11 protein-coding genes are annotated in these 15,865 nt (G+C 67.6%); 5 read left to right on the top strand and 6 right to left on the bottom strand.

Features of this window, described 5'->3' with window-relative positions; all coding sequences use genetic code 11:
* Positions 1-144: 144 nt before the first annotated feature.
* The 3 genes from AC5Y31_RS21455 to eccB form a co-directional block, all read right to left on the bottom strand.
* A complete protein-coding gene (locus tag AC5Y31_RS21455) occupies positions 145-444 on the bottom strand; it encodes a PE family protein (RefSeq protein WP_064854056.1) in 300 nt (99 codons plus the stop codon).
* A 361-nt stretch (positions 445-805) separates the two neighbouring features.
* Complete coding sequence (gene eccCa / locus AC5Y31_RS21450) at positions 806-5,005, bottom strand: type VII secretion protein EccCa (protein WP_499982863.1); 4,200 nt, start codon at positions 5,003-5,005, stop codon at positions 806-808.
* Positions 5,002-6,519, bottom strand: coding sequence for a type VII secretion protein EccB (gene eccB, locus AC5Y31_RS21445; RefSeq protein ID WP_499982860.1), 1,518 nt, complete (start codon positions 6,517-6,519; stop codon positions 5,002-5,004). Before eccB ends, eccCa begins: the two co-directional genes overlap by 4 nt.
* 564 nt (positions 6,520-7,083) lie before the next feature.
* On the opposite strand from eccB, the gene AC5Y31_RS21440 reads away from it, so the two are divergent.
* The 3 genes from AC5Y31_RS21440 to AC5Y31_RS21430 all read left to right on the top strand — a co-directional run bounded on the left by AC5Y31_RS21440 (position 7,084) and on the right by AC5Y31_RS21430 (position 11,243).
* The gene (locus tag AC5Y31_RS21440) at positions 7,084-8,850 is read left to right on the top strand and encodes a molybdopterin-dependent oxidoreductase (protein WP_065023893.1); all 1,767 of its coding nucleotides are present in this window, start codon (positions 7,084-7,086) and stop codon (positions 8,848-8,850) included.
* A 179-nt stretch (positions 8,851-9,029) separates the two neighbouring features.
* Positions 9,030-10,790, top strand: coding sequence for a molybdopterin-dependent oxidoreductase (locus AC5Y31_RS21435; protein WP_499982859.1), 1,761 nt, complete (start codon positions 9,030-9,032; stop codon positions 10,788-10,790).
* A 60-nt stretch (positions 10,791-10,850) separates the two neighbouring features.
* Positions 10,851-11,243, top strand: a complete 393-nt coding sequence (locus AC5Y31_RS21430; protein ID WP_499982857.1) for a hypothetical protein — start codon at positions 10,851-10,853, stop codon at positions 11,241-11,243.
* A 27-nt stretch (positions 11,244-11,270) separates the two neighbouring features.
* Here AC5Y31_RS21430 and AC5Y31_RS21425 read toward each other — a convergent pair whose 3' ends face one another.
* Positions 11,271-11,834 carry a hypothetical protein gene (locus AC5Y31_RS21425; RefSeq protein WP_065023876.1) on the bottom strand — a complete coding sequence of 188 codons (564 nt, stop codon included), beginning with the start codon at positions 11,832-11,834 and terminating at the stop codon, positions 11,271-11,273.
* Positions 11,835-12,477: 643 nt separating this feature from the next.
* On the opposite strand from AC5Y31_RS21425, the gene AC5Y31_RS21420 reads away from it, so the two are divergent.
* Positions 12,478-13,131, top strand: coding sequence for a glycoside hydrolase (locus AC5Y31_RS21420; RefSeq protein ID WP_065023892.1), 654 nt, complete (start codon positions 12,478-12,480; stop codon positions 13,129-13,131).
* Here AC5Y31_RS21420 and AC5Y31_RS21415 read toward each other — a convergent pair.
* Entirely contained in the window at positions 13,128-13,700 is a 573-nt protein-coding gene (locus AC5Y31_RS21415; protein WP_499982853.1) for a class I SAM-dependent methyltransferase, read from the bottom strand. The two genes, AC5Y31_RS21420 and AC5Y31_RS21415, sit on opposite strands and share 4 nt — an antisense overlap.
* Positions 13,701-13,722: 22 nt before the next feature.
* Here AC5Y31_RS21415 and AC5Y31_RS21410 point away from each other — a divergent pair, with 22 nt between their 5' ends.
* Entirely contained in the window at positions 13,723-15,381 is a 1,659-nt protein-coding gene (locus AC5Y31_RS21410; RefSeq protein ID WP_499982852.1) for a ribonuclease H-like domain-containing protein, read from the top strand.
* Positions 15,382-15,387: 6 nt separating this feature from the next.
* Here the strand turns inward: AC5Y31_RS21410 and AC5Y31_RS21405 are convergent, their stop codons facing one another.
* Positions 15,388-15,783, bottom strand: a complete 396-nt coding sequence (locus AC5Y31_RS21405; RefSeq protein WP_065023874.1) for a hypothetical protein — start codon at positions 15,781-15,783, stop codon at positions 15,388-15,390.
* Positions 15,784-15,865 lie beyond the last annotated feature (82 nt).

The raw sequence follows: 15,865 nt of genomic DNA, 5'->3' as shown, positions 1-15,865 counted from the left end.
GTCCGGATCGGTCATAAAACGTGTTGCCACTGTTGTCTCTCCTTGTCTTGAAGTTCGTTGGTTGTTGTTTCTCGTAGTTACCTGGTCACCGGATAGAGCCGCCGGTCATGTCCGGCTGTGCACAAAAGAACGGCTCTCCTCCCATCAGCCCGCCGAAGCCGCGTTGGCGGCCTCGGTGGCGGCGTAGGAGGTGGCACTGCTGTTGAGGGTGGCTACGAACATCTCGTGGATCGCCGCGGCCTGCGCGCTCACCTGCTGGTACATCGTCGCGTGGGCGGCGAACTGTGCGGCGGTCAACGCGGAGACCTCATCGGCGGCAGCCGGAACCACGCCGGTGGTCGGGGCGGCGGCCGCGGCGTTCTGCGCGTTCAGCGCCGCACCGATTCCGCTCAAGTTCCCGGCCGCGGCGGCCAGCGCTTCCGGTTGCGCGTTCACGAACGACATTGGATTTCCTCCTCGGATCGCCGTCAGCAATCTTTCTGCCACTGAGCGTAAGCGCTGAAAACGGCCGATACGGCCCATGATGCCTACTGTTCATCTGGCCGAAGCAACTGTTCACCTGGGGTAACGAAGGGGTAACCCGGGGCCGGTGTCGCCACCCCTGAAACGAAGCGGACCTGCTGAAACACAATCTTGCAATTCCGCGCCGCAGGCGCCCGCGCCACGCCGCGCCGGCGCGCCCGCAACGGCCCCCGCGATTTAAATCTGGTCGCGGCGAAATGCCGCCGGCCGCGCCGCGCGTGACCCCGCCAGCAACTGCTCGACGCTGTTACAGGCGTCACAGCGGGGACTGGCGGGACACGGCTCAGCGAACCGGGGTGGCCGTTCGTTCCTGCGCCGGCGCGCGCCGCAGCTCGGTCGCGGCGACCTGCACGAACACCCCGGTGTCCTCGGCCATCAGCAGGCCGCGGCCGCGGGGCAGCGGGCCGCCCTTCATCTTGCCGCGGATAAAGCCTTCGTCCGGGTCGGCGTCCATCACCAGCAGTGGCGCGTTGGCCTGGTGCAGGGCCCGCAGCAGCGGGTCGCTGCCTGCCGAGGACCAGCCGCCGAAAGTCCGGGTGGCGATCACGTGCAGGCCCACATCCGCCGACCGGGTCACCCAGGGGGCGGCCTTCTGGAACGGCGAGTCGAACCCAGGCGGGAACTGCTGGATGTCGTCGATGATCAAGAAGATCTCCGGTCCGCTCCACCAGGTGCGGGACAGCAACTCCTCGGCCGACAGGCCCGGCGGTGGCTCACGGTTGGCCAGCGTGGCCGCCAACTCGTTGATCAACGCGACCGCCCCGTCCATGTTGTAGGCGAACTTCTCCACGTAGTCCGAGCCCAGGGTGGTCAACAGCTGCCGACGGGGGTCGATCAGCCACACCTGCGCAGACGGCTGCCCGGTGGGCGGCGCGGTGCTGGAACCGGGTGCGTACAGCCGCTCGATCTCGCTCATGATGGTGGCCAGCGTGGTGGTGCGACCGCTTTCCCGGCGACCGGTCACCATCAGGTGCCCGTTCTCGGCGAAGTTCAGATAGACCGGCTGCAGGTCGAGTTCGGAGATCGCCCACGCGATGCCCCCGGCGCCCACACCTTCGCGCTTGTCGTTGGCCGCGACCGCCCGCACCTCGTCCAGCCCGAACCGCGCCGGCAGGCGCCGCACCGGGCGCACCCGGCCCACCGCGACCTGGCTGACCGCGGCGCCGACGCTGTCGGATTCGAAGACCCGCTCGTCGGTGCCGGCCATCGCCGGCCGGGCGATGAGCGTGTGCAGACCGGACTGGGGATCGCTGTCCAGTCGCACGTAGTTGACCGCGACCATGCCCCGGCCCGGCTTGACCGGGACATCCTTGGCGAACCGGGAACGCACCAGCTTGGCGTCCTCCACCGCGGCCAGGCGCAGCTCGACCCGGGATCCGAAGCCGCTGCGGACCGGCGGGCGCAACTCCGACTCGCGGTCGGCGGTCACCACCACGTGCACGCCGAACGACGGTCCCTGGTTGATGATCTGGTTGACCTGCTCGACGAGCACCTCGTTCTCTTCGGACAGCGCCCGGTAGTTGTCGACCACCAGGTAGACGTCGCCGAACCCGTCGTTGGGCACTTTGCCCGGGGCACCGGCGAACTTGCGCCGGCGGAAGACGTCCATCGAGGCCACGTCGTTCTCCAGGAAGCTGCGCTTGCGGGTCCGCACCAGCGCCAGCAGTTCGGCGACCGTGCGGCGCACGCCGTCGGGGTCGGTCGGCCCGCAGACGCTGCCCACGTGAGGCAGGCTGGCGACCGTGGTCAGCGAGGTACCGCTGTAGGCCAGGCAGTAGAACTGGACCTGTTCGGGGGTGTGCGTCAACGCCGCCGAGGAGATCAGCGTCTGAAGCGCAGTCGTCTTGCCGGCACCGCCAGCGCCCAGGATCAGCACGTTGGCGCCCGGCCCGGAGGTGTCCACCGTCCACGGCGGCTGGTCGTGCTTGTACGGCCGGTCGATGACACCGATCGGGAACACCAGGTCCCGGCGGGTGCCGTAGTCCTGCTGCCACGGGTGCCCGAGGTAGCGGTTCACCAACTCGTCGACGGCCACCGGGACGTCCAACGGGGGCTGCCACAGCCGGTAGGGCTCGAAGTCGATCTGGCGCAGCTGGTCGATGATGACCGTGCCGACCTTGGGCGTCCGGATGAAGTCCTCGTCCTCGGCGGGGGGCTCCTCGGCCGGGGTGGCGGTGATGGCCGGGGTCTCCTCGGCCGCCTCGAGCTCAGTCCCGCTGACGCTGACCTCCAGCGGAGTGAAGGCGGTGGTGAACAGCTGCGGTCGGATGTAGTCGATGGAGTGCACCTGCGGCAACGCCTCGTCGTCGAGGATCCCGCCGCGGTGGTAGTCGCGCCACAGGAATTCGGCCTGGAAACGGATGACCTCTTCGCCGCTCTTGCGGAAGTAGCCCAGGCCGGCCTTGCCCGGCAGGTTCACCGCGTTCGGCACGCCGGCAGCCTGTGCCGCACCGGCCGTCTGCGCCTTGAGCACCAGCCGGTAGCCCATGTTCTCCATCAGCTTCTCGGCGCGGCTCTCGATGGTCTGCGACGCCATCATCAGGTGCACCCAGTAGGCGCGGCCCTGCCGGCCGATCGAGTCGAGCACCTCTACTGCCGTCGGCATGATGCGGAACCACTCGTAGAACTCGTCGATCACCACGACCAACATCGGCAGCGGCGGCAGGCTGTGGTCGCCGCGCGCCCGCATCCGGGACCGAATCTCGTTGTACTCCTTGGCGCCGTCGACGCCCGCGCTGTCGCACATCGACTTGCGGCGCGCGATCTCGCCCCACATCGCCTCCAGGAAGCGTTCCATCAGCGCCTGGTCGTCTTCCAGGTCGGTGATGATGCGCGACACGTGCGGTACCCCGGAGAACGGCTTGACCGCCGACCCGCCCTTGAGGTCGGCCAGCACGAACTGCAGCTCGTCCGGCGGGTGGGCCAGCAGCAGCGATTCGATCACCGTGCGCACCAGCGTCGACTTACCCGAGCCGGTGGTTCCGGACATGACGCCGTGCGGGCCGTCGCCGCCCTCGTCCAGCGACTTCATGTCGAGGAACAACAGCTCACCGTTGTCGGAGCGGTTGCCGAACGGCACCCGCAACCGGGCCCGGGTGCCCTCCTGCTGCCGGCTGGTCCACAGCTGGGCGAAGTCGATCCGCCCGGCGTCCTCGATGCCGTAGTAGGACAGGATGTCCCGGGCCCCGATGTGGTGGGTCACCCGCTGACCGATCTCCTCGTAGGCCTCGGCCAGCCGCCAGTGCGCCATCCGCTGCGCGAACTGCTCGGCGTCGGTCGGACTGACCTGGTCGGCCAGGGCGAAGAACCACTCGTTGTCGTCGATGACCATCCAGGTGTCACGGTCGCGCGGCAGCGCGTTGATGATGCCCCTGTCGTCGAAGCGCAGCACCCGCTGCGAAACGCCCCGCCACTCGGGTGCGCCGGTCAGGTCGAAGAACGTCACCCCGTCGATGCCCTCGGTGGTGTTGACGTACTCCCACTGCGGATCATCGCCGTCGACGATGATCAGGTGGTGCGGCGTCGGCGTCTCCGCCGACGAGCTGGCGTGCCGCGGCATGAACGATCCGCGCCCGGAGAACAGCTCGGCGTGTTCGGTGGCGAAATCGCGCACCGAGCCGTACACCATGCGGGCGTTACCGGCGGCGTCTTGGCGGCGCGGGTCGCCGAAGTGCGGCAGCCACTTCACCCAATCCCATTGCTCCACATCGGAAGTGACGACAACCATGCGGAGGTGGTCAGGTCCGTGCGAGAACGCCAACTGACAGATGATCGCGCGCATCAGCCCGAGCACGTGCTCGCGATCGCCGACCAGCGAATACCAGGGCTCGACCAGCAGCGAGACCATCTTGGGCAGGTTGTAGACCACACTCTGATAGCGCCCGAACTCCTGCAGCGCCTTGCCGGTCACCGGTTCGAGCTCGATGTCGGTGGGCATGTTCTGCGGCTCGCCCCAGGTGACCTCGGGCCGCGTCATGCCGACCCCGACCCGAGCCAGCCCGAAGTTGAGGTCCTTGCCGTTGGGCTGGCGCTCCCACATCCGCGATGATCCGACCGCGGCGGCCAGCGTGGACGGCGCCGGGTGGTACCACCGGTAGTTGGCGTCCATGCTGTCGGCGGACTCCGCGGCCGACTCCCGCAGCCGGTCCAGCATGAGCATGAACTGGGCACGCATCGCGTCGAGCTTGGGCCGGCTCAACTGCTGGGCGCCGCCGCCGAAGCGGCCGCCGAACATCATCATCGCGATGCCGCCGATCATGAAGATCGGGAAGATGGCGCCGGCGCCCAGGAACATCCGGGAGCCGTTGGCCACCGTCATCGACACCATGCCGACCAGCAGGCCGACGACCAGCACGCCGACCACCACCAGCCACCACGGCTTGCCCTCCGGCGGCGGGACGCTCAGCGGCGTCGGCAAGACGATGTTCTCCGGCTTGACCACCGGAGCGCGTTCCGGCGTCGGCCGGGCGTATCCACGTTTCACTTGGGCACCGCCAATTCTGCAGGGTTCATATCGGTTGGCAGGGTGTCGTGGCGTACCAGCGCATCCTGGCGGGACAGCGTCGGGCCATGCGCGAGCAGCCGCAATGCCACCGACGGTGCCAATGCGGGCTCACCGACCAGCCCCAGTGCCTTGCGCTCGTCGTCGCCGGGGACGCCGAATCGCACACCGGAGGCGGACAACCACCACAACGATTCCCGTGTGGAGGCGTCCGGGTCGTTGCCGGTCACCGCGACGAAGTTGCCGTAGCCCGGACCGAAGTAGACCCGGTCGGCCTGCGGCATGCTTTTATCGTTGGTCTTCACCAGTGACACCACGCGGCTGATCTGCTTCTGCGGCACCGGGATCGTGGGGCCGGACACCACCTGCACCCGGGCCCGGCTTTCGCCGTTGGAACGCTCCCACCACCAGCAGGTGGACGGGTTCTCCTTCATGTCCACGACCTTGAGCGGCCCCTCCGGGTAGGCCGACAGGTCCAGCCCGGTGACCACCGGCATCTTGGCCAGCGCCGGCGGTGCCACCACGGCCGGCGCACCGCCCGCGGTCGCCCCGGCGTTCTGCAGAATGCGGGCCACCACCGGCGACACCGTCTGCACACCGTTCATCAGGACCACCGAATACTGTTGCGGCCCAGCCAATTGCGGAGTGGTGAAGACGGTTCCCACCGGCCCAGGCGCGTTGGGGAAGGCCGGCGGACGACCGGCGTCGGGCACGAACGGCACCGCCAGCTCCGGCCCCACCGGCAAGGCGTCGAACAGCGCCTGGCTCATCGGCCGGGCATGCTCGACCTGTTCGGGCGTGAGACCCAGCGGCAACAGCACCGCCCGGTCGGCGGCGTCGATGCGCGAGCGCCGGCCCTGCCGCACGACCCACGATTCGTCGCCGTAGCGCAGCACCACGGAGTCCGGGCCGTCGAGCACCCGGCGCCGGGAATCGCGGTCCAGGTCGGGGCTGCCGTCGATCACGGTGACCGTCACCGGTGACGTCACTCCGACACCCTGGACATTGGCGACGGTGTCGCAGATCAGCCACGACGAGGACGTCGGTGAGGTCGGCTGAATGTCCGACGGCGCCCCGGGGATGCCGACGAGCGGGCCGTGCGGCTGTTCGGCGATCTGCGTGGCGCGCACTTTGTGGGGATTGTCGGCCCGACCGGCAATCAGCCGGGCCGAGGCCAAATTCAGCGCCGGATATAAGGTGCCGCCGACCCGCACGTAGAGGGCACCCGAATCACGGTCGGCGATTATCGGCGATTCGTTCAGCTGGCCCGACGGGCTCAGAAACGACCACAGCAGCGCTCCGAGGCAGATGACCGAGGCCGCCGAGACCGAGGCGACCACGGCCAGCGCCTGCCGCCGGCCCGGTTCCACCTCCATCCGAACCTGCCAGCGGGTCAAGGCCATCGCGGTGCGTCGCGCCAGGAATTGGTACCCGGTCATCTGGGTGCGCGTCGACAACCCCAGGCCGTAGCCGGGCCCCCGCTGTTCGTCAGCCACGGTGTGTCCCAACCCCCGCCCGTTGCACTGCTTTATTGGTGGTCATCTACCCCTGCCTGATCACACGTTTCTCCTCTGCGCATGCTAGCCCTGTTGCGCAGCGGCCGCCTGTTGCGCAGATTGCAATCCGGCAGCGATGGCGAATTCGGTTCGCCGGTTCTCCCCCGAATTATGGACGCATCAGGTAAACGGTCAGTTACGCGCGAGATTCGCACGAGTGCGCCGGCGCGCCGGCCAGGGTCGACCCCGGTGCTCGCCGGGAAAAAATCGCGCCGATCACAAGGCCGTCGCGGCCCGAAACACTCCGACGGCTCGAGACCGCAATGACGGCAGCCGTTCGGGTCACGATCCGCATCTGCGATATCTGAACTTCCTGCCAGAAGCCTGTGCATTTGGTGTCAGACCGGCAGAGCGAGAGGTTCCCGGCTGTACTGTCGCGGCGTGACAACGATCGACGGACAGGGCGCTGAAGGGCAGCTCGACCCACGGGGTCCTGCCACCTCACCAGCAGCGGAAGAGACAACCCACCACGTCAAGTACTCCACCGACGTCGTCGACGTCGAGTTGGAGCTGGAACAGGGCTACCGCACCGAGATTCATAAGAATCACGACGACACCGTCGACGTCGAGACCTATGGCGGCGGCTTCGACCTTTCCCGTCGCGCGGTTGCCCCGCATCTGCGCGTCGGCAAAGACAGGTGGTTAAACCTGCTGTGGCTGATCCCGATCGGTTTCGTCGGGATGATAGCGATGATCGCGATCGGCAAAGGGGTCCGCAATATCCCCGGCGTCGAAGACTTCATCGCTCAATACCCGGGCAGCACTCCCTCGTCTGCGGTCGAAGAGGGCCTGCCCGCGTGGGCCGGCTGGACGCACTTCTTCAACCTGTTCATGATGATCTTCATCATCCGGGCAGGCATCCAGATCCTCTGTGACCACCCGCGCCTGTACTTCAGCCGCAACTCCACCCCCGGTAAAGACGAATGGCTGCGGGTCGGGCCGCCGGTTCCCGACGACCCGTACTGGACCGCCAACGCCGACACCGTGGCGCTGCCGGCACAGTTCGGCCTGCCCGGCTTCCGGCACTCGATCGGCCTGGCCCGGTGGTGGCACATGGGCACCGGCGTGCTGTGGCTGCTCAACGGCGCGATCTTCTACGTGCTGCTGTTCACCACCGGGCAGTGGCGGCGCATCGTGCCGACCAGCTGGGACATCTTCCCGCACGCCGCCTCGGTGATGATCCAGTACGCGTCGCTGGACTGGCCCGACGATCACACCTGGACCAACTACAACGCGCTGCAGTTGATCTCGTACTTCGTCACGGTGTTCATCGCCGCCCCGGCCGCGTTGATCACCGCGCTGGGCATGTCCCCGGCGCTGTCACAGCGACTCGGGCTGATCAGCAAGCACATGCGGCTGAACCTGCAGATCGCCCGGTCCCTGCACTTCGTGGTGCTGGTCTACTTCCTGATGTTCATCCTGGTGCACGTCACGATGGTGTTCGCCACCGACGCCTTCGACAACCTCAACCACATGTTCGCCGCTCGCGGTTGCGCCCCGGGCGCCGGGCCCGAATGCCACAGCGCCACCGGGTTCTATGTGTTCTGCGTGGCCGCGGTGGTGTGCACCATCGGCTGGGTCGCCGCCACCCCGCTGACGCTCCGCTACCCGCGGGTCGTCCAGAAGGTCGGCTACGCCCTGATCGGACCGTTCCAGCGGGCGCTGGAAAAGCTCAACCCGCAGCCCGGCACCTTCACCGAGGACGACATCTCGCCGTTCCACTGGCGCAACGGCCGGTTGCCGGAGACCGTGGAGTACAAGGAGTTGGAGGCCGGCGACTTCAAAGACTGGCGGCTGAAAGTCTATGGCCTGGTAGAGAATCCGATGGAGTTCTCGTTGGAGGACCTCAAGGCACTGCCCTACCACGACCAGATCACCCAGCATATGTGTGTGCAGGCTTGGTCCGGTGTGGCCAAGTGGGGCGGCGTGCAGATGTCGACGATCATGAACATCGTCAAGCCCCTGCCGGAGGCCAAGTGGGCCATCTTCTACTCGATGGGCCTGGGCGCCACCGGCGGCATCTTCTACAACGCGCATCCGGTCGACCAGATGTGGCATCACATGTCGATGCTGGCCTACAACATGAACGACCAGCCGCTGCCCTACATGCACGGCCGGCCGCTGCGGCTGCGTAACGAGTTGCAGCACGGCTACAAGCTGGTCAAGTGGATCAAGGGCATCGAGTTCGTCGCCTCGTACAAGGAGATCGGCAGCGGGCACGGCGGCTACAGCGAAGACCACAAGTTCTTCGGTCGCCACCAGACCATCTGACGCACGCTCGACGCAGTGAGGGGCCGGCCATCAAGGCCGGCCCCTTGCTGCGTTGCAGGCCGTTGAGGAGATGTCCAGGTACCCGGCACTGAATCCCCACGCAGCTGCCAGCCCCGCCGCTTAATATCCCGCATGTTAATCCTTTATATTGCGGAGACGGACGGGCGAGGAATCGGGCCATGGCACACGCCGAGGAGAACCACCGAAACGATCGACCAGCGCTGGCGGACTACCGCGCCGAGCTCAAACCCGCACACCACGTGGTCGATCACGAGACCTGGGCGGGCGGCCTCGGCGAGAAGATGGCCATCGCCCCGCGGCTGCGCGTCGGACGAGACAAGTGGCTCAACCTGCTGTGGCTGATCCCGATCGGTTTCGCGACGCTGGTCGCCGCCGTCGCCACGGCGAAGTACCTGGTGGGTTTCCCGGCGGTCGAGGATTTCGTCCACCGCTATCCGGGCACCGTCGCCCTCGCGGGCAGCACCCCTGGGATCCCCGGCTGGGCCGGCTGGCAGCACTTCTTCAATCTTTTCCTGATGACGTTCATCATCCGGTCCGGTATCCAGATCCTCGCCGATCATCCGCGGCTGTACTTCAGCCGCAACGCCACCCCGGACACCGACGAGTGGTTTCGCATCGCCGGGCCGGTCCCCGACGACCCGATGTGGACGGCCAAGCAGGACTCGGTGGGTCTCCCCGACCAGCTCGGTCTTCCCGGAATCCGTCACGCCATCGGTCTGGCCCGCTGGTGGCATCTGGGCACCGATGTGTTGTGGCTGACCAACGGGGCGGTGTTCTACGTCCTGCTGTTCACCACCGGACACTGGCGGCATCTGATGCCCACCAAGGACGTGTTCCCCAACGCGGTCTCGGTGGGCATCCAGTACCTGTCGCTGAACTGGCCCGACGACAACGGCTGGGTGGCCTACAACAGTCTGCAGCTACTGGCGTATTTCATCACGGTGTTCATCGCCGCCCCGGCCGCGGCCATCACCGGGCTCGGAATGAGTCCCGCGGTGTCCATGCGCCTGACGCACATCAGCAAGCGGCTGAGCATCCAGCTGGCCCGCTCGCTGCACTTTCTGGTGATGGCCTACTTCCTGGTGTTCATCGGCGTGCACGTCACGCTGGTGTTCGCCACCGACGCGGTGCGCAACCTCAACCACATGTTCGCCGCCCGCGACGGCTCCGGGCTGGCCGGATTCTGGGTGTTCGTCGCGGCGATGACGGTGACGACCGTGGCCTGGGTGTGGGCCACCCCGTTCACCTACCGCCACCCGCGGGTGGTGCAGCGGGTCGGCTACGCGCTGATCGGCCCGCTGCAGCGAGTGTTCGAGTACGCCAACCCCAAGCCGGGTGCGTTCACCGAGGAACACATCTCACCGCACTTCTGGCACAACGGCACCTACCCGGAAACCGTCGAGTACAAGGAGCTGTTCGCCGGCGACTTCACCGACTGGCGACTGCATGTCCACGGATTGGTCGAGCACCCGAGAGATTTCTCCCTCGATGAGCTGAAGGCCCTGCCCTACCACGAGCAGATCACCCAGCACTTCTGCATTCAGGGTTGGTCCGGGGTGGCCAAGTGGGGCGGCGTCGCGATGACCACGATCCTCGACATCGTCAAACCACTGCCCGAGGCCAAGTGGGTGGTGTTCTACTCGATGGCGCCCGGGTCCGACGGCGGTCTCTACTACGACGCCCACGACATCGCGCAGATGGACCACCATCTGACGATGCTGGCCTACCGAATGAACGACGAACCGCTCAGCTACGGCCACGGCGCGCCACTGCGACTGCGCAACGAATTGCAGCACGGTTTCAAAATGGTCAAGTGGCTCAAGGGAATCGAGTTCGTCGCGCACTTCCGCGAAGTCGGCGGAGGCTACGGCGGCTACAACGAGGATCACGAGTTCTTCGGGCATCGCCAGACGCTGTAACCGACCCGTCCGCCGGGCCATCGTAGGGTAGGTCCGAGCAACCGAGCGACGGGAGAATCCATGCGGAATCGCGGTATCGGAAAGTCAGTCCTGTCCATGGTGGTGGCCGGGCTCGCCGTCGGCGCGGTCGCGACCGCCTGCGGTGACTGCGACAGCGATACCGAGGAAGGCGCGGTCGGCGAGGCCACCGATGCCCCGGCCGCCCCGCTGGCGCCGATCGCCCCCGGTGAAGCCGCCACCGTGCCGGATCTGACCACCGGCCCCGACGCCCCGCTCACCAGTGCCGCACCCGCCGTCGAGCGCCCCGCACCGCAGGGTGAAGCCCAGACCGCGCCGGCACCGGCGGCGCCCCGGGTTCCATCAGCGCCCGCTATCCCCGCCATTCCGGCGATCCCAGCGATTCCGGCCATCCCGGCGATCCCCGCTATTCCGGCGATCCCCGCCATCCCGTAGCCGTCCTCGGGTTTTTGCGGCGCTCGGTCAGATCCCCGTCCAGGCCGCGTCCAGGCGCTCGGCCACATCGATGATCTGGGCCTGCTGAGACTGCGGGCTCTCGATCTCGTCGGCCACGTAGCTCGCGATGAACCGTCGGATCTCCCCGTCGACACCGGCGAAGATCCGCAGCAGCTCACCGCGAATGGACGTCGACGACACCTCCACGGTGATGTCGGACGACCGCGGTTTGGGCACATCGATGATCAGCAGCAACGGCTCGGCGGCCCGCGCCGTGGCCCGCAGCGCGATGTCGCCGGCGACGGTGAACCGCTGCTTGTCCAGCCGCAGGTCGATGAGCAGGTCGATCTCCAGCGGAATGTTGATGGCGAACGTGAGCAGATCGCCGAGGCCGCGCGCCACCCGGGGCTGCTGGATGCGCACCTTGGCGCTGACCCGGGCGATCCGGCCCGGCCCCTGACGCATCGGGGGCATCTCGAACTCATCGCCGGCGATCGCGGCGAACGCGGCTGCCACGCGCTCTTCGGTGACCGCGATCTCGAAGAACTTCCGCCCGAACTCTTCGTAAGTCAGGTAGCTGAGGTTCTGCATAGCTTGATACCGTCTCACGTCCGCATCGGTAACGGCCGCTGATCGGCGTGCGCGTCGCCGCCATCTTCTCACTTTCTGCTCTGACCAGGTGGTGCGGTGTTCAGTCGTCGGCGCCCCCGGGCCGGGAGCCGCAGGGCTCCGGCCGGCGCGCTCTGCCCCCCGCGCCGGTGAGCATGGACCGGTGTCAACCGCGCTACACCGCCGGAATAGGTCACCGGCTCGAGTGTGGCGCACCTGCTGCAACATCGGTCCGAATCGGTAGGTCCTCGGTGCGCCATATGCCGAAACCGGTGACACCCCAACGGGAATCGCTGATGTTGTCGACCACCGCAGCGATAGCCGATGCGCATCAGCAGTTCTCGGCGGTGATCCCGGCATCGCACGTCCAGTTATTCCATTTGCCAGGCCTTTTCGCTTGCAATTGAAATAGGTTCCGTTTCAAGCACTCTCAAATAACGCCGCGACAACGTCTACCTGCGCTTCTCGGTGTTCTCGACGGTCGAAATGCGGTCCAGGCGGCCCATTTTCATCGCTCTACCTGGTGTTTTCTGTTGCGGCGTAATGCCTAACATGTTTCACTTCAAACGTGATGCCTGCCACAGATTTTGGTGGGCGCAGAAAGCCATTGTTAATGTGCCTGGTCATGTTTGGTCTCGACGCGCTGATGGCGCTCATCCAGCAGGTTTCGGGCACGCCGTACATCACCGGTGGGGACAGCCCCGCCGGAACGGACTGCTCGGGCCTGGCCTCGTGGGTGTCCAATGTGGCCACCGGCCGGCCGGCCTTCGGCGACCGGTTCCACACCGCCAACGAAGAGTCGGCGCTGCTGGCCCGCGGCTTCCAGTACGGCACCGCTCCCGGCGCCCTGGTGGTGGGCTGGAACAGCCACCACACCGCGGTCACGCTGCCCGACGGCACCCCGGTGGCCAGTGGCGAGCCCGGCGGCGTGCGGATCGGCGGCGGCGGCGCCTACCAGCCCCAGTTCACCCACCACATGTACCTGCCGATGGCTACTGACGCGCCAGAGGCGCCCCCGATGGAAGCCCCCGTGCAGTTCGCCGCCCTGGTGGAGCCTCCCGCTCCCGAACCGCCCGCCGAGCCGATGGGGTTCGAGATGGCCCCGCCGCCGGAGGCCCCGCCCGCCGAGGCCCCGCCGTTCGATGCGCCGCCGCCGTTCGACGCCCCGATGGACCTGCCGCCCGGTGAGGCCCCGCCGATGGACGGCCCGTTGGCGGGCGAGCCGCCGGCCGAGCCGGGTCCCGCGCCGATCGACCAGAACGCGCCCGCGCCGGCTTAACCCGCCGACGCCGTTGCCTCGCTGCGGCGTTGTGCCAGCAGCCACGCCAGCCCCTGCCCTTCGCCGTTCGCGATCAGCTCAAGATCGGCGAACGCCGCGCGGAGTTCACCGGGTGCGACCCGGAACCGCCCGGCGGCACCGCCGAGCTGGCTGAGCGCGGTGATGGCCAACAGTCCGCCCGGCGCCAGGCGCGCGATCATCGGCGCGTCCAGCCGCCGGTCGCGGAATCGGGCACAGTAGATGACGTCGGCGGGCGGCCCGTCGGGCAATCCGTCATCGAGGTCAGCGACCTCGAAGCGGCACCGGTCGCCGAGACCGCTGCGGGCCGCCAGAGCGCGGGCCTGCTCGATCGCCACCGGGGATACGTCGAATCCCCAGACCTGCAACCCCCGCCCGGCCAGCCAGACCGCACCGGTCCCCTGCCCGCAAGCGACGTCGAGCGCATGGCCCGTGGTCGGAAACTCGTCCCAGTAGGCCTCGAACACCGCCGCCCCACCGGTTGCGTTCGGCTCCGGCACGCCCCGGTCGGCGTATTTCGCGTCCCAGCGGGCACGGTCGTCGTCACTCATCGCCGTGGACGATACTGCGGTGGTGGAACTACCGGTCACGCTCGGCGGATATCACGCCAAGCGGTGCGCCCGCGTCACCCATAACCTGTTCGCCCCCGGTGTCGCGGAACCGACCGTTGCCTCGCCGGAGCTGGTGGCGTTGCGCGAGGCCGGTGTCGCCTTCGAGACCGAGATCCTCGAGGAGTTGCGCGATAGCTACGGCGATTCCGGACGGCTGGTGGTGCTCGACGCCGATGCCGGCCGAGCCGACCAGCGGCGGCGCACCCTAGCGGCGATGGACACCGGCGTCGACGTGATCGCCGGTGGGCTCCTGCCGCCGGTGAACGGCCGCACCGGCCTGCCCGACGTGCTGATCCGATACCAAGGCGGCTATCTGCCGGTCGACATCAAGAACCACCGCACCGTAAGCACGTCGAAACGCTCCGAGGTGGCGGTGTCGACCCTGTCGGCGCCGGATCAACCCCTGACCTGTCCCGGCTACAGCGATCACGGGGCACGCTGGCGTGACGATGTCATGCAGCTGGCGCACTACACCCGGATGCTGCAGGAGCTGGGGTATCACCCCGGCGTGCACCTGGGCGGCATCATCGGCAGCTCGGACCTCACCGAACTCATCGGCGAAACGCACGGGATCACCTGGTATGACCTGCAAGCCGAGACCATCATCACCTACTCCGCCAGCGACCCGAGCCACCGCAAGAAGCGTTCCGCCCTGCAGCGCTACGACCACGAGTTCGCCTTTCGCCTCCAAGTCGCCCAGGCAGCGGCGGCCGGACGTGAATTGGTGCGGCCCTACCGGATCGGTGACTGCCACACCTGCGATTGGTTCGACCACTGCGCCACGGTGGCCGGTGACGAGGACGCATCCTTCGCGATCGAGACCGGCCACCTCAACGTCCGAGAATGGCAGTATCTGTACCGGCAGTGCGGCGACGACATGACCTTGACCGTCGCGCAGTTGGCCGAGGTCGACCCGGACGCCCACGCCGAGGCGTTCGGTATCCAATCGGTCGGCACCCAGAAGCCGGCGGACCGGCTGGCAAAGGCGGTCCGGCGCGCCCGGATGAGCTGTGCCGAAGTCGATTACGAGCAGCGCGGGCCAGACCTCCCCGCGGTGCCGTCCGCCGATATCGAGGTCGACTTCGACATCGAGTGGGACAGCGACGCCAGGATCTACCAGTGGGGTCTGCGCATCCGCGACGGCCAGGACGACACCACCGCCTGCTACGACCCGGTGGTCTCCTTCGCACCGCTCGATGACGGCGGCGAAGCCGAGCTCGCCGACGAATTCGCCTTGCGCATGCGGCGATTGCGCGACCGCGCCGAGCGGGAGGGCAAATCCCTACGCGTCTTTCACTGGCATCATCCCGAGCTGTCGAGCACCCGCAGATTCACCGCCGTCGCTGAAGCCCTCGACGGGCTCACCTGCGATCTGCGCCAGTGGTTCGACGCGGAGTACTTCGCCCGCACCTCGTCGTCGATCAAATGCGTCGCCGGGTACTTCGACTTTCAGTGGGAGGTCGATGACCCCGGCGGCCTGGCGTCTCAGCTGGCGATCGACGTCGCCCGCGGCCACGGGCCGGAGGCCGAAGCGGCTCGGCAATGGTGCCTGCGCTACAACGAGTGCGATGTCGCCGCACAGGCTGCGATCCGCGACGGGCTGCGCGCCGACGGCGGGTGAGCCGGTTCAGCCCTGGGGCTGCGCCGACGGGCAGATGTTGGCGTGGGCCGAGTCCACCACCTGGCCGGCGGTCGGCTTGGGGATCTGCAGGTAGACCGAGACCTGCTCGACGATCAGACTGGTCGGATGCTTGGGGAACTCCAGGCAGGCGGTGCGCCCGGCGGCCAGCCGCGGCGCTTCGCTGCCGGGCGGGAACTGCGGACGGATGGCGTTGAGGTAGGCCATCTCCCCCGCGTTCGGGTAGGTCGACTTCTGGGCGGAGCACAGCAGGATGTCCGGGCTGTTGCCGCAGTAGTCGGGGTCCCGGGGATTGAGTGGGTCGGCGTGAGCCGCTGACGCAGCACCGATCAGCGCGGCCAGCGCACTCGCGGCCAGGGTTGTCGCCAAGGCGGTTGATTTCACGTCCAGCGCCTTTCTGTTCTCGGCGCTGACGCTAGCAGTATCCGGCCTGCGTCGAGGGCGCTTGCCGTCCTCGGATCGCCGA

The sequence above is a fragment of the Mycobacterium sp. NGS18 genome (assembly GCF_059813185.1).
The sequence above is the reverse complement of the archived record's forward strand: the minus strand, read 5'-3'. Positions and strand labels throughout refer to the sequence as shown.

Bases quoted from the DNA above. Each gene is read 5' to 3' on its own strand.
- AC5Y31_RS21420 (WP_065023892.1), top strand. From the start codon at position 12,478: ATGTTTGGTCTCGACGCGCTGATGGCGCTCATCCAGCAGGTTTCGGGC.
- AC5Y31_RS21425 (WP_065023876.1), bottom strand. From the start codon at position 11,834: ATGCAGAACCTCAGCTACCTGACTTACGAAGAGTTCGGGCGGAAGTTC.
- AC5Y31_RS21435 (WP_499982859.1), top strand. From the start codon at position 9,030: ATGGCACACGCCGAGGAGAACCACCGAAACGATCGACCAGCGCTGGCG.
- AC5Y31_RS21415 (WP_499982853.1), bottom strand. From the start codon at position 13,700: ATGAGTGACGACGACCGTGCCCGCTGGGACGCGAAATACGCCGACCGG.
- AC5Y31_RS21455 (WP_064854056.1), bottom strand. From the start codon at position 444: ATGTCGTTCGTGAACGCGCAACCGGAAGCGCTGGCCGCCGCGGCCGGG.
- AC5Y31_RS21430 (WP_499982857.1), top strand. From the start codon at position 10,851: ATGCGGAATCGCGGTATCGGAAAGTCAGTCCTGTCCATGGTGGTGGCC.